Annotated in this window: 13 protein-coding genes; 6 read left to right on the forward strand and 7 right to left on the reverse strand. The window is 66.9% G+C overall.

Going from position 1 to position 13,607, the window contains the following annotated elements; translation table 11 throughout:
* Positions 1-13 precede the first annotated feature (13 nt).
* The 7 genes from DIE22_RS23085 to DIE22_RS23115 all read right to left on the reverse strand — a co-directional run bounded on the left by DIE22_RS23085 (position 14) and on the right by DIE22_RS23115 (position 6,903).
* Positions 14-1,069, reverse strand: a complete 1,056-nt coding sequence (locus tag DIE22_RS23085; RefSeq protein ID WP_006482864.1) for a bifunctional UDP-4-keto-pentose/UDP-xylose synthase — start codon at positions 1,067-1,069, stop codon at positions 14-16.
* Positions 1,066-2,013, reverse strand: coding sequence for a formyltransferase (locus tag DIE22_RS23090; RefSeq protein ID WP_124606168.1), 948 nt, complete (start codon positions 2,011-2,013; stop codon positions 1,066-1,068). The genes DIE22_RS23085 and DIE22_RS23090 overlap by 4 nt, the downstream gene beginning before the upstream one ends.
* Complete coding sequence (locus DIE22_RS23095; RefSeq protein ID WP_124498622.1) at positions 2,010-3,032, reverse strand: glycosyltransferase; 1,023 nt, start codon at positions 3,030-3,032, stop codon at positions 2,010-2,012. The genes DIE22_RS23090 and DIE22_RS23095 overlap by 4 nt, the downstream gene beginning before the upstream one ends.
* A 6-nt stretch (positions 3,033-3,038) precedes the next feature.
* Complete coding sequence (locus DIE22_RS23100; RefSeq protein WP_124606169.1) at positions 3,039-4,190, reverse strand: DegT/DnrJ/EryC1/StrS aminotransferase family protein; 1,152 nt, start codon at positions 4,188-4,190, stop codon at positions 3,039-3,041.
* A 140-nt stretch (positions 4,191-4,330) separates the two neighbouring features.
* Positions 4,331-4,702 carry an EamA family transporter gene (locus DIE22_RS23105; protein ID WP_124498620.1) on the reverse strand — a complete coding sequence of 124 codons (372 nt, stop codon included), beginning with the start codon at positions 4,700-4,702 and terminating at the stop codon, positions 4,331-4,333.
* Positions 4,703-4,715: 13 nt separating this feature from the next.
* Positions 4,716-6,392: a glycosyltransferase family 39 protein gene (locus tag DIE22_RS23110; RefSeq protein ID WP_124498619.1), complete on the reverse strand. Its 1,677-nt coding sequence runs from the start codon at positions 6,390-6,392 to the stop codon at positions 4,716-4,718.
* A 136-nt stretch (positions 6,393-6,528) separates the two neighbouring features.
* Entirely contained in the window at positions 6,529-6,903 is a 375-nt protein-coding gene (locus tag DIE22_RS23115) for an Mth938-like domain-containing protein (protein WP_006754746.1), read from the reverse strand.
* 318 nt (positions 6,904-7,221) lie between these two features.
* On the opposite strand from DIE22_RS23115, the gene DIE22_RS23120 reads away from it, so the two are divergent.
* The 6 genes from DIE22_RS23120 to moaE all read left to right on the forward strand — a co-directional run bounded on the left by DIE22_RS23120 (position 7,222) and on the right by moaE (position 13,578).
* Positions 7,222-8,460: a pyridoxal phosphate-dependent aminotransferase gene (locus tag DIE22_RS23120; protein ID WP_124498618.1), complete on the forward strand. Its 1,239-nt coding sequence runs from the start codon at positions 7,222-7,224 to the stop codon at positions 8,458-8,460.
* Between the two features lie 53 nt (positions 8,461-8,513).
* Complete coding sequence (locus DIE22_RS23125; RefSeq protein WP_124498617.1) at positions 8,514-9,842, forward strand: homoserine dehydrogenase; 1,329 nt, start codon at positions 8,514-8,516, stop codon at positions 9,840-9,842.
* 14 nt (positions 9,843-9,856) lie between these two features.
* Positions 9,857-11,308, forward strand: coding sequence for a threonine synthase (thrC, locus tag DIE22_RS23130; RefSeq protein WP_124606170.1), 1,452 nt, complete (start codon positions 9,857-9,859; stop codon positions 11,306-11,308).
* Between the two features lie 255 nt (positions 11,309-11,563).
* On the forward strand, positions 11,564-12,811 hold the full coding sequence (gene glp, locus DIE22_RS23135; protein WP_124498615.1) for a gephyrin-like molybdotransferase Glp: 1,248 nt from the start codon (positions 11,564-11,566) through the stop codon (positions 12,809-12,811).
* 19 nt (positions 12,812-12,830) lie between these two features.
* Positions 12,831-13,088, forward strand: a complete 258-nt coding sequence (gene moaD / locus DIE22_RS23140; protein WP_124498614.1) for a molybdopterin converting factor subunit 1 — start codon at positions 12,831-12,833, stop codon at positions 13,086-13,088.
* Between the two features lie 13 nt (positions 13,089-13,101).
* Positions 13,102-13,578 (forward strand): molybdopterin synthase catalytic subunit MoaE, encoded by a 477-nt coding sequence (gene moaE, locus DIE22_RS23145; RefSeq protein ID WP_124606171.1) that lies wholly within the window; start codon positions 13,102-13,104, stop codon positions 13,576-13,578.
* The last annotated feature ends 29 nt before the right edge of the window (positions 13,579-13,607 follow it).

Raw genomic sequence — 13,607 nt, forward strand, 5'->3', positions numbered from 1 at the left:
GCGAGCGTCCCGATCAGCCTTGCTGTTCGACGAGCGCGCGCGCGTCGGCGACGTGGCCGCGATACGCTTCGAAGATGTTGCGCAGTGCGTCGTCGAACGTGGCTTGCGGCGCCCAGCCGAGTTCCTGCATCGTGTTGTCGATCTTCGGCACGCGGTTCTGCACGTCCTGGTAGCCGTTGCCGTAGTACGCGCCGGATGTCGTCTCGACGAGCTTCACCTGCTTGGCCGAATCGGCGTACTCGGGGAATTCCGCTGCCAGCTCGAGCATCTTGTGCGCGAGTTCGCGAACCGAGAAGTTGTTCTTCGGATTCCCGATGTTGTAGATCTTGCCCGACGCGACACCGTCCTTGTTCTCGATGATCTTCATCAGCGCACTGATGCCGTCGCCGATGTCGGTGAACGCGCGCTTCTGCGAGCCGCCGTCGACGAGGCTGATGTTCTCGCCGCGCACGATGTGGCCGAGGAACTGCGTGACCACGCGCGAGCTGCCTTCCTTCGGCGTGTAGATCGAGTCGAGGCCCGGCCCGATCCAGTTGAACGGACGGAACAGCGTGAAGTTCAGGCCTTCCATCCCGTAGCCCCAGATCACGCGGTCCATCAGCTGCTTCGAGCATGCGTAGATCCAGCGCGGCTTGTTGATCGGGCCGTAGGTGAGCGCCGATGCGTCCGGATCGAACTGCTCGTCCGAGCACATGCCGTAGACCTCGGAGGTCGACGGGAACACGAGGTGCTTGCCGTACTTGACGGCCGAACGCACGATCGGCAGGTTCGCCTCGAAGTCGAGCTCGAACACGCGCAGCGGCTGCTGGACGTAGGTCGCGGGCGTCGCGATCGCCACGAGCGGCAGGATCACGTCGCACTTCTTCACGTGATACTCGACCCACTCCTTGTTGATCGTGATGTCGCCTTCGAAGAAGTGCATCCGCTCGTGGTTGACGAGGTCACCCAGCCGATCGGTCTGCATGTCCATGCCGAACACTTCCCAATCGGTGGTTTCAAGAATGCGCTTCGACAGGTGATGGCCGATGAAGCCGTTCACACCCAGGATCAGGACTTTTTTTGCTTTCATGAATGACGGGAAGAATGAATGAACTGCGCGAATTCCGCGGGCGTCACGACGGATTCGCTGCCGTCGCGCTGCTGCCACAGCTCGAGAATGGATAGGGCGCGGCTGTCGCCGCAGACGCCGAATAGCGCATTATCGCTTACGTGCAGGCCGGGCGGCAAATCCGCTGCGGCCGCGGCGAGCGCGCTGCCGGGCGCCGCGAGGCGCGCGCGGGCGATCACGAAACGCGTGCCGCCGACGTCGGTGAACGCGCCCGGATACGGGGGCGCGACCGCGCGCACCAGGTTGTAGACCTGCGCGGCCGGCTTCGACCAGTCGACGCGGCCGTCCTCCGGCTTGCGCCCGCCGTGGTAGCTGCCGCTCGCGAGATCGTTCGGCAGGTGCGGCGCATCGCCCGCGAGCAGCGCGGGCAGCACGCGCCAGAGCGTCTGCTCGGCGGCGACCGTCACCTTGTCGAACACCTGCGTGGCCGTGTCGTCGGGCAGGATCGGCACCGCGGTCTGGCCGATGATCGCGCCGGCGTCCGGCTTGGCGGCCATCTCGTGCAGCGTCGCGCCGGTTTCCGTTTCGCCGTTCAGCACGGCCCAGTTGGTCGGTACCCGACCCCGGTATTTCGGCAGCAGCGAGCCGTGCATGTTGTACGCGCCGCGCGGCGCGATCGCGAGCAGGTCCACCGGCAGCATGTGGCGGTAGTAGAAGGAGAAGATGAAGTCCGGCTGCGCGTCGGACACCGCGCGGCGCAGCGCCGGGTCGGCGGGGTCGGCCGGCGTGACGACCGGAATCCCGTGCTCGGCGGCGACCGACGCGACGCTGCCGAACCAGATGTTCTCGTTCGGGTTGTCCTCGTGCGTGACGACGAGCGCGACGTCGACGCCGCGTGCCAGCAGTACCTGCAGGCAGCGCACGCCGACGTTGTGATACGCGAAGACGACGGCGCGCGGCTTCATTGCGCGGCCCCCGTGCGGTTCGTGGCGGCCGGCACCGCCGGCATGCCGTCGTGCTGTTCGAGCACGGCCTGGATCAGGTAGCGCGGCCGTGCACGCACCTGCTGGTAAATGCGGCCGACGTATTCGCCGAGCAGGCCGAGCGCGAAAATGATCACGCCGAGCAGGAAGAACGTGATCGCGAACAGCGTGAACACGCCTTGCACTTCCGCGCCGACGATGAAGCGGCGCACGAGCAGCAGCACGAACAGCGCGGCGGAGCCGAGCGACAGGATCACGCCGATGAACGACAGCCACTGCAGCGGCACGACCGAGAAGCCCGTCACGAGGTCGAAGTTCAGCCGGATCAGGCTGTACAGCGAGTACTTCGACTCGCCCGCGAAGCGTTCCTCGTGCGCGACCTCGATTTCGGTCGGTTTCTGCGCGAACGTGTAGGCCAGCGCGGGGATGAACGTGTTGACTTCGCCGCACACGTTGATCGTGTCGATGATGCGGCGGCTGTACGCGCGCAGCATGCAGCCCTGGTCGGTCATCTTGATCCGCGTGATGCGCTCGCGCAGCCGGTTCATCATCTGCGACGCCTTGCGCCGCCACAGGCTGTCCTGACGCTGCTTGCGGATCGAGCCGACGTAGTCGTAGCCCTCGCGCATCTTCGCGATCAGCTTGCCGATTTCCTCCGGCGGGTTCTGCAGGTCGGCATCGAGCGTGATGACGATCTCGCCGTGCGACTGCGCGAAGCCGGCGAGGATCGCCATGTGCTGGCCGTAGTTGCCGTTGAGCAGCACGACGCGCGTCGTGTCGGGGCGCACGTGGAACTGGTCTGCCAGCATCGCGGCCGAGCGGTCGCGGCTGCCGTCGTTGATCAGGATCACTTCGTACGACGTGCCGAGTGCGTCGAGTGCCGGGTAGAGCCGCGCGAACAGCGCAGCCAGGCCGTCTTCCTCGTTGTACACGGGGATGATGACCGATACCTCCGGGTTCGCGGCGCCCGGATGCCCGGCGCGTGCTTCAAGGTGATTCATGTACGCTTATTTTCCGTATTGTTCGCAAATCTGGTTGATGGCGTCGGCCACGCGACGCACGTCGTCTTCCGTCATCTGCGTGAAGAGCGGCAGCGTGACGGTCGATGCGCCGTACCGTTCGGCGTGGGGGAACATGCCCTCCTTGAAGCCGCGCGCACGGTACAGCGTGAAGAGATGGACGGCCGGGTAGTGGACGCCCGTGCCGATCCCGCGTTCCTTCATCTGCGCCATGAAATCGGCGCGCGAGATCGACAGCCGGTCGAGCGGCAGCGTGACCTGGAACATGTGCCAGTTGCTGTTCTCGAAATCGGCGACGGGCAGGCCGAGCCCGAGCTCCACGGCCGGGCCGCCGTCGAGCGCGGCGAAATACGCGCGCGCGAGTGCGCGGCGCTGCGCGGTGAAGCGCGCGAGGTGCGGCAGCTGGCCGAGGCCGACCCGGGCGGCGACGTCGGTCAGGTTGTACTTGCCGCCGAGCACGTCGCAGTCCATCCCGTCGAAGCCGGTGCGCGTGATGCCCTGCAGCCGGTACTTCTGCGCGAGCGTCGCCTCGGCCTCGTTGTTCAGCACGAGCGCGCCGCCTTCGATCGTCGTCAGGTTCTTGTTCGCGTGGAAGCTGAACGACACGATGTCGCCGAGCGCGCCGATCCGCTGGCCTTTCCACGTCGAGCCGAGCGCCTGCGCGGCGTCCTCGATCACGCGCAGGTTGTGCGCGCGTGCGATCGCGTACAGGCGGTCCATGTCGACCGGCAGGCCGGCCAGGTAGACCGGGATGATCGCCTTCGTGCGCGGCGTGATCGCCTGCTCGAGCTTGTCGAGGTCGATGTTGCGCGTGACGGGGTCGATGTCGGCGAACACGGGCGTCGCGCCGGTCTCGAGGATCACGTTGCTGGTCGATACCCACGTCGCCGGCGTCGTGATCACTTCGTCGCCCGGGCCGACGCCCGCAATGCGCAGACCGATCTCGAGCGTGCAGGTGCCCGAATTGAACGCACGGACCGGACGGCCGCCGCAATACTCGGACAGCGCGGCTTCGAATTTCTGGCTCTGCGGGCCGGTGGTGATCCAGCCCGAGCGCAGCACGTCGACGACGCCCTGGATGGTTTCCTCATCGATCTCGGGGCGGGTGAACGGCAGAAACGGAGCGGTAGTCTGGCTCATGAACGCGTTGGTCTGTAATGGCGTGTAATAAAGGGGTCGGGCGATCCGGCCCGAAACCGGCATTAAACACCGGTTGGCGGATTCGTACCGTGATTTTTTGTAGGCGGACGCTTAACGTGCGCCGGGCCCGCCGCGCGCGCTCAACTGCGCGCGAGCACGAGCACGCCGATCAGGATGATGCCGATGCCGACGAGCCGCTGGACCGACAGCACTTCGCCGAACAGGTACCAGGCGGCGAATGCGTTGACCACGTAGCCGAGCGACAGCATCGGATACGCGATCGACACGTCGACCCGCGACAGCCCGAGAATCCAGACGACGACGCTCAGCACGTAGCAGCCGAGGCCGCCGATGATCGGCAACTGGGTCGCGATCTTCAGGCCGACCGGGACGATGTTCGCACGGCTGAATTCGAAGTGTCCAACGGCGTTGACGCCGGCCTTCAGCAGAAGTTGCGCACAGGCGTTGAGCATCACGCCGGTGATGATGCAGACGAACGAAACGGGATTCATGCGGTGGACATCCTTACGATTGCGGTTTCTCGACGATCACGCGGCGGTTGTCGCGCGCGATCACGCGCATCGGCACGCCTTGCCTGACCAGCGTGTCGTACTGGCCGGGCGGCATGATCGCGAGCGCATGGGTTTCCTGCTTCCAGCGTTCGATCCATTGGTCGACGGTCGGGATCCATTTGTTCGGCTCGACCGAGATCCCGAAGGCGAGCTCGTCCTGGCGCTGGACCATGATCGTCGTGTGGCCCATGTAGAACGGGAACGTGTGATCGAGCATCTCGATCGAGTAGAACGGCGTGTCGGGCGGCAGCTTCGCCAGTTCGGCGCGCACGGCGGGCGCGAGCAGCGCGCCCGAGCTGTAGCGGCCGAATTCGTCGTGGCCGGTGCCGCCGATCGTGCCGAACGCGAGCCACGCGGCGCCGAACGCGGTGATCGCCGCCGCGACGCCCACGCGGCGGTTCAGCCAGGCAGCCGCGAGCGTCAGCGCGGCCGCGACGGCAAGGCCTGCGTACAGCCACATCTGGAACGCGCGGTACAACGCGTTCGGCGTGCGGGCGTCGCCCTGGTAGGCAAGGAAGATGATCCCGAACGCCGCGACGACGAAGAACACGAGATAGCCGAGCAGGTGACGACGGAACCGCTCGGCGGTCAGCAGCGGCAGGTACGCGCCGATCATCAGCGCGAGCGCCGGCGCGACCGGCAGCACGTACGAGATCAGCTTCGAATGCGACGCGCTGAAGAACAGGAAGATGAACGCGCTCCAGGTCAGCAGCACGAGCATCGGGGAGAAGCCGTTCGGCTGGCGCGGCATGCGCAGCGCATGGCGGATGCTCTGCCACGCGACCGACAGCCATGGCAGGAAGCCGACCAGCAGCACCGGCACGAAATAGTAGAGCGGGCCCGGGCGGTTCTGTTCCGGGGTCAGGTACCGGCGGAACTGCTGAACGATGAAGAAGAAGTTGAAGAACTCGGGGTTGCGCTGCTGGACGAGCACGAACCATGGCGTGACGATCGCGAAGAAGATCACGAGGCCGCTCACCAGGTACAGCCGCTTCCACAGCGCCCAGTCGCGGGCGATCAGCGTATAGAGCACCAGCACGGCGCCGGGCAGGATCAGGCCGACGAGGCCCTTGGACAGCACGGCGAACGCCATCGCGGCCCAGCACGTCCACATCCAGCCGCGCACCGCGCCCGCGGGCAGCCCGGGGCGCTGCGCGAGCAGCAGCGAGCAGAGCGACAGCGTCATCCAGAACGCGAGCCCCATGTCGAGCGCGTTGAAGTGGCCCATCAGGTTCCAGTACGGCGAGCACGCGAGCACGACGGCCGCGAGGAGGCCCGACAGCGGGTTGAACAGGCGCGCACCGGTGAAGCCGACCAGCAGCACGCCGGCGAAGCTGACGAGGCCCGTGTAGAGGCGCGCCTGCCATTCGCCGATGCCGAACCACGCGAACGTCAGCGCGTTCAGCCAGGTCTGCAGCGGCGGTTTCTCGAAGTACTTGTAGCCGTTGTAGCGCGGCGTGATCCAGTCGCCGGTGACGAACATTTCCCGCGCCATCTCCGCGTAGCGGCCTTCGTCGCTCGGGATCAGGTGGCGCAGCCCGAGCGGCGCGAACCAGACGATCGCGAGCGCGGCGAGCAGGAGGACGAGCGTGATGCGATTGAGCGGTAGCCTCGACGGCGTATCGTTCATGGATTTTCAGCCTGTTGGTTGTTGTGATGGGCCGCCGGCGGGTTACGCCGGGGGCGGGCGGCTCGCCGGTTATCGATCCGGGTGATGATCCGGGGATCGACCCGGTGTGCCGGCCCGAGTTTTACCGCATCGGGGATTAACGTTCAATTAAGAGCGCGGCGGCGACTTTGCGGCCTTCGGCCATCAGGATGTTGTAGGTGCGGCAGGCGGCCTGGAAATCCATCGTTTCGACGCCGATCCGCTTGGCCGTGAGCGCGGCCACGAGCCGCGGGTGCGGGAAGCGCAGCCGCGCGCCGCTGCCGAAGATCACGAGTTCGGGCGCCGGGTCGAGCAGCATCGCGAAATGCTCGGGCGCGAGCGCGTCGAACGACGACACGGGCCAGTCCCGCACCGGTGCGCCGGGCAGCACGATGACGCTTCCTTCGTGGCGTTGGAGGTTGACGTCGACATAATCGGGGCCGTAGCCGGTGACGGTGTTGAGCGCGCCGCTCGTGTCCTGGTGCAGTTTCAAATCGGTATTCCGCGGTTCCGTGGAGGGAATGTCTGGCAAGGGCCGCACGGGCCCGGGGCGGCCGGTTTCGCGACCGGCGCACGCGGGGGCGCCTGACGGCGCGGGCCCGGAGCGGCCATGGTGCATTGCGAAAGTCGGCCAAAATCCGCTAAATTATAACTTTTTGGTCGCCCCCGGGCGCCACTTGCATCGGGCGCCGCCACAAGCCGCGTCCGACCGCCCGCTTTTTTCCCAGTCTAGACAGCGCGCACAGACCGGCCGCTCTCCAGTTTTGATCCCGTCCCCCGGCCGCAAGGCCAACCCAGGAACCGTGTCGTCGTGAAACCGATTCAGAAGTCGAACAAGCTGCTCAACGTCTGCTACGACATCCGTGGCCCGGTGCTCGAGCACGCGAAGCGCCTCGAGGAAGAAGGCCATCGCATCATCAAGCTGAACATCGGCAACCTCGCGCCGTTCGGGTTCGATGCGCCGGACGAGATCATCCAGGACATGATCCGCAACCTGCCGGCGTCGTCCGGCTATTCGGATTCGAAGGGCGTGTTCTCGGCTCGCAAGGCCGTGATGCACTACACGCAGCAAAAGGGCGTCGTCGGCGTCGGCCTCGACGACATCTACATCGGCAACGGCGCGTCCGAGCTGATCGTGATGGCGACCCAGGCGCTCCTGAACGACGGCGACGAGGTGCTGCTGCCGGCGCCCGACTATCCGCTCTGGACGGCCGCCGTGAGCCTGTCGGGCGGCACGCCCGTGCACTACGTGTGCGACGAGCAGAACGCGTGGATGCCCGACCTCGACGACATCCGCCGGAAGATCACGCCGAACACCAAGGCGATCGTCGTGATCAACCCGAACAACCCGACCGGCGCGCTTTATTCCGACGAATTGCTGCTCGAGCTGCTCGAGATCGCGCGCCAGCACGGGCTGATCGTGTTTGCCGACGAGGTCTACGACAAGATCGTCTACGACGGGCTCGAGCACACCGCGCTGGGTTCGCTGTCGGAAGACGTGATCACCGTCACGTTCAACAGCCTGTCGAAGAGCTATCGCTCGTGCGGCTACCGCGCGGGCTGGATGGCCGTGTCGGGCCTCGGCGGCGACAATCGCCGGCGCGCGAAGGATTACCTGGAAGGCCTGGGGATCCTGTCGTCGATGCGCCTGTGCGCGAACGTGCCCGGGCAGTTCGCGATCCAGACCGCGCTCGGCGGCTACCAGAGCATCAACGAGCTGATCGTGCCGAGCGGGCGCCTGTACAAGCAGCGCGATCTCGCGTACGACATGCTCACGTCGATCCCCGGCGTGACCTGCGTGAAGCCGCAGGCCGCGCTGTACATGTTCCCGCGCCTCGATCCGAAGCTCTATCCGATCCAGAACGACCAGCAGTTCATCCTCGACCTGTTGCTCGAGGAACGCGTGCTGCTCGTGCAGGGGACGGGCTTCAACTGGGCGGACCCGGATCATTTCCGCGTGGTGTTCCTGCCGAACCTCGACGACCTGACCGATTCGATCAACCGGATCGCGCGCTTCCTCGACGGCTACCGCAAGCGCCATTCGGTCTGAGCGGACCGATTCCCCCGGCATTCATTCACTCTTACTCATCGATCACACGCAGCATGGAACCGATCAAAGTTGGCCTGTTGGGCTTCGGCACCGTCGGCAGCGGCACCTTCACGGTGCTGCACCGCAACCAGGAAGAAATCAAGCGACGCGCGGGGCGCGGCATCGAGGTTGCGCGCATTGCGGTGCGCAACCCGGCCAAGGCGCGGGCTGCGCTCGGCGATAACGCCGGCGCCGTGCAGATCACCGACGATTTCAACGCGGTCGTCGACGATCCGTCGATCGCGATCATCGCCGAGATGATCGGCGGCACGGGCATCGCGCGCGAGCTCGTGCTGCGCGCGATCGCGAACGGCAAGCACGTCGTGACGGCGAACAAGGCGCTGCTCGCGGTGCACGGCACCGAGATCTTCGAGGCCGCGCGCGAACAGGGCGTGATGGTCGCGTTCGAGGCGGCCGTCGCCGGCGGCATCCCGATCATCAAGGCGCTGCGTGAAGGCCTGACCGCCAACCGCATCCAGTACATCGCGGGCATCATCAACGGCACGACGAACTACATCCTGTCGGAAATGCGCGACCGCGGGCTCGACTTCGCGACCGCGCTGAAGGCCGCGCAGGAGCTCGGCTACGCGGAAGCCGATCCGACCTTCGACATCGAAGGCGTCGACGCCGCGCACAAGGCGACCATCATGAGCGCGATCGCGTTCGGCGTGCCGGTCCAGTTCGACCGTGCGTACGTCGAAGGCATCAGCAAGCTCGACGCGACCGACATCCGCTACGCGGAAGAGCTCGGCTACCGGATCAAGCTGCTCGGCATCACGCGCCGCGCCGAAAACGGCATCGAGCTGCGCGTGCACCCGACGCTGATCCCGGAGAAGCGCCTGCTCGCGAACGTCGAAGGCGCGATGAACGCGGTCGTCGTGCACGGCGACGCGGTCGGCACGACGCTGTACTACGGCAAGGGCGCGGGCGCGGAACCGACCGCGTCGGCGGTCGTCGCGGATCTCGTCGACGTCACGCGCCTGCATACGGCCGACCCCGAGCATCGCGTGCCGCACCTCGCGTTCCAGCCGGACAGCCTGTCGAACACGCCGATCCTGCCGATCGACGAAGTGACGAGCGGCTACTACCTGCGCCTGCGCGTGGCCGACCAGACGGGCGTGCTCGCCGACATCACGCGCATCCTCGCCGCATCGGGCATCTCGATCGACGCGCTGCTGCAGAAGGAGTCGGAACAGGTCGACGACGCGAACGGCGAAACCGACATCATCCTGATCACGCACGTCACGCTCGAGAAGAACGTCAATGCGGCGATCGCGCAGATCGAGAACCTCCCGACGGTGGTCTCGAAGGTGACGAAGCTGCGCATGGAAGCGCTGAACTGAGGACCCGGAACGACATGAACTACATCTCCACGCGCGGCGCCGGCATCGGCGAGCGCCACACGTTCTCCGACATCCTGCTCGGCGGTCTCGCGAAGGACGGCGGGCTGTACCTGCCGGCCGAATATCCGCAGGTGTCCGCCGACGAGCTCGCGCGCTGGCGCACGCTGCCGTATGCGGATCTCGCGTTCGAGATCCTGTCGAAGTTCTGCGACGACGTGCCGGCCGAGGACCTGCGCGCGATCACGCGCCGCACGTACACGGCCGCCGTGTACAGCAACACGCGCCACGGCGAGAACGCGTCCGACATCACGCCGCTGAAGACGCTCGGCACCGAGAGTGGTGCGGCGCTGTCGCTGCTCGAACTGTCGAACGGCCCGACGCTCGCGTTCAAGGACATGGCGATGCAACTGCTCGGCAACCTGTTCGAGTACACGCTCGCGAAGCACGGGCAGACGCTGAACATCCTCGGTGCGACGTCGGGCGACACGGGCAGCGCGGCCGAATACGCGATGCGCGGCAAGGCCGGCGTGCGCGTGTTCATGCTGTCGCCGCACAAGAAGATGAGCGCGTTCCAGACGGCCCAGATGTTCAGCCTGCAGGATCCGAACATCTTCAACCTCGCGGTCGAAGGCGTGTTCGACGACTGCCAGGACATCGTCAAGGCCGTGTCGAACGATCACGCGTTCAAGGCGCAGCAGAAGATCGGCACGGTCAACTCGATCAACTGGGCGCGCGTCGTCGCGCAGGTCGTGTACTACTTCAAGGGCTATTTCGCGGCGACGCAGTCGAACGACGAGCGCGTGTCGTTCACGGTGCCGTCGGGCAACTTCGGCAACGTCTGCGCGGGCCATATCGCGCGGATGATGGGCCTGCCGATCGCGAAGCTCGTGGTCGCGACCAACGAGAACGACGTGCTCGACGAGTTCTTCCGCACCGGTGTATATCGCGTGCGCAGCGCGGAGAACACATATCACACGAGCAGCCCGAGCATGGACATCTCGAAGGCGTCGAACTTCGAGCGCTTCGTGTTCGACCTGCTCGGCCGCGATCCGGCACGCGTGATGCAGCTGTTCCGCGACGTCGAGGAGAAGGGCGGTTTCGACCTCGCGGCGAGCGGCGATTTCGCGCGCGTGGCCGAATTCGGCTTCGTGTCGGGCAGCAGCAGCCACACGGACCGCATCGCGACGATCCGCGACGTCTTCTCGCGCTACGACACGATGATCGATACGCATACGGCCGACGGCGTGAAGGTCGCGCGCGAGCATCTCGACGCGGGTGTGCCGATGGTCGTGCTCGAGACGGCCCAGCCGATCAAGTTCGGCGAGACGATCCGCGAGGCGCTCGCTCGCGAGGCCGAGCGGCCGGCCGCATTCGACGGGCTCGAGGCGCTGCCGCAGCGTTTCGAGGTCGTGAAGGCCGACGCGCAGCAGGTGAAGGACTTCATCGCCGCGCATACGGGCGCGTAACGCAGCGCCGGGCTGCCGGGTTCCCAGCCCGGCGGTGCAGGACGGCCGGAATGCCGATTCGTCGCACGGATCGGGGTTCCGGCCGTTTCGCTTGGGGGCGGCCATGCGCATGCGTGCCGTCCGATGCCGCGCGAAACAAGTGCCAGTGCAGCGCGTTCGCGCCGATCACAGTTTTCGCATGTCCGCCATATCGCGCGTGGGCGCGACGGCGTCGCTACAATGACGTATTGACACCAACGATCCCCGATTCCATCGATGTCGAACCCGAATCCCGCGGCGCCGCGCGCGCCGATGCTGTCGACCGCCGAAGCGCTCGCCGCGCTGCTCGATGCCGCGAAGCCGCTGCCCGGCGCCGAAACCGTCGCCACGCTCGATGCGCTCGGCCGCGTGCTGGCGGCCGACGTGAGTTCGCCGCTCGACGTGCCGCCGATGCATACGAGCGCGATGGACGGCTATGCGGTGCGAGTCGCCGACCTGCTGCACGGCGAGCGGCGCCTGCCGGTGTCGCAGCGGATTCCGGCAGGCCATCCGGCCGCGCCGCTCGCGGCCGGCACGGCCGCGCGGATCTTCACCGGCGCGACGGTGCCGCCCGGCGCCGACGCCGTCGTGATGCAGGAGCAGACGGCGGCCGACGGCGATGCGGTCGAGATCCTGCACACGCCGAAGGCCGGTGAATGGATCACCGCGCAAGGCGCGGACATCCGCCAGGGTTCGGTGATCCTGCCGGCCGGCACGCGGCTCACGCCGCAGGCGCTCGGCCTCGCCGCATCGGTCGGCCGCGCGCAGCTGCCGGTCGCGCGGCGGATTCGCGTCGCGGTGTTCTTCACCGGCGACGAACTGACGATGCCGGGCGAGCCGCTCAAGCCCGGCGCGATCTACAACTCGAACCGTTTCACGCTGCGCGGGCTGCTCGAGCGGCTCGGCTGCCATGTGACCGACTACGGGATCGTGCCCGACTCGCTCGCCGCGACCCGCGACACGCTGCGCGAGGCCGCGCGCGATCACGACGTGATCCTGACGAGCGGCGGCGTATCGGTCGGCGACGAGGATCACGTGAAGCCGGCCGTCGAGGCCGAAGGGCGGCTCGCGCTGTGGCAGATCGCGATGAAGCCCGGCAAGCCGCTCGCGTTCGGCGCGCTCCGCCGCGGCGACGAGCGCCCCGACGCACACTTCATCGGGCTGCCGGGCAACCCCGTGTCGAGCTTCGTCACGTTCCTGCTGTTCGTGCGGCCGTTCCTGCTGCGCCTGTCCGGCGTGCGCGACGTCGCGCCGCGCGCGCTGTCGCTGCGCGCGGACTTCTCGCAAGGCAAGGGCGACCGGCGCAACGAGTTCCTGCGCGCACGCGTCAATGCGGCCGGCGGCCTCGACCTGTTCCCGAACCAGAGTTCGGCGGTGCTGACGTCGACGGTCTGGGGCGACGGCCTGATCGACAATCCGCCGCAGCACGCGATCAGCGCGGGCGAGACCGTGCGTTTCATTCCGTTTTCCGAACTGCTGTCGTAACGCGACGGCTTCCCGACCTATGAAGATTCAACTGAAATTCTTTGCAAGCGTGCGCGAGGCGCTGGGCGTGTCCGACGAGCAGGCCGACGTGCCGGACGGCGTGACGACCGTCGGCGACGTGCGTGCGTGGCTGCGCCTGCGCGGCGGTGCGTGGGCCGAAACGCTCGCCGAAGGGCGCGCGTTGCGCATGGCGTGCAATCACGAGATGACCAACCCTGACACGCGGCTCACCGATGGTTGCGAGGTCGCGTTCTTTCCGCCGGTAACGGGCGGTTGAGGGAGGCCGGGCGATGGCTACGGTACGAGTCCAGACCGGCGATTTCGACCTGGGCGCCGAAGTGGCGGCATTGCGCGCGCGCAATCCGAAGATCGGCGCGGTCGCGTGTTTCGTCGGCACGGTGCGCGACCTGAACGAAGGCGATTCGGTCGCCGCGATGGAGCTCGAGCACTATCCGGGGATGACCGAGAAGGCGCTCGAGAAGATCGCCGCCGAAGCCGGCCGGCGCTGGCCCGGGATCGACGTCGCGGTCGTGCATCGCGTCGGCCGGCTGCTGCCGCTCGACCAGATCGTGATGGTCGCGACGGTCGCGTCGCACCGCGGCGATGCGTTCGCGTCGTGCGAGTTCGTGATGGATTACCTGAAGACCGAGGCGCCGTTCTGGAAGAAGGAAACGACGCCGGACGGCGAGCGCTGGGTCGATGCCCGCAGCACCGACGACGCGGCGCTTGCGCGCTGGGGCGTCGAATCGGGCAACACGCCGCGCTGAGCGCGCGTTCGGGTCGTGCGGCGATGTGC

It is taken from the genome of Burkholderia sp. Bp9142 (assembly GCF_003853415.1).
In the GTDB taxonomy this organism is placed as follows: domain Bacteria; phylum Pseudomonadota; class Gammaproteobacteria; order Burkholderiales; family Burkholderiaceae; genus Burkholderia.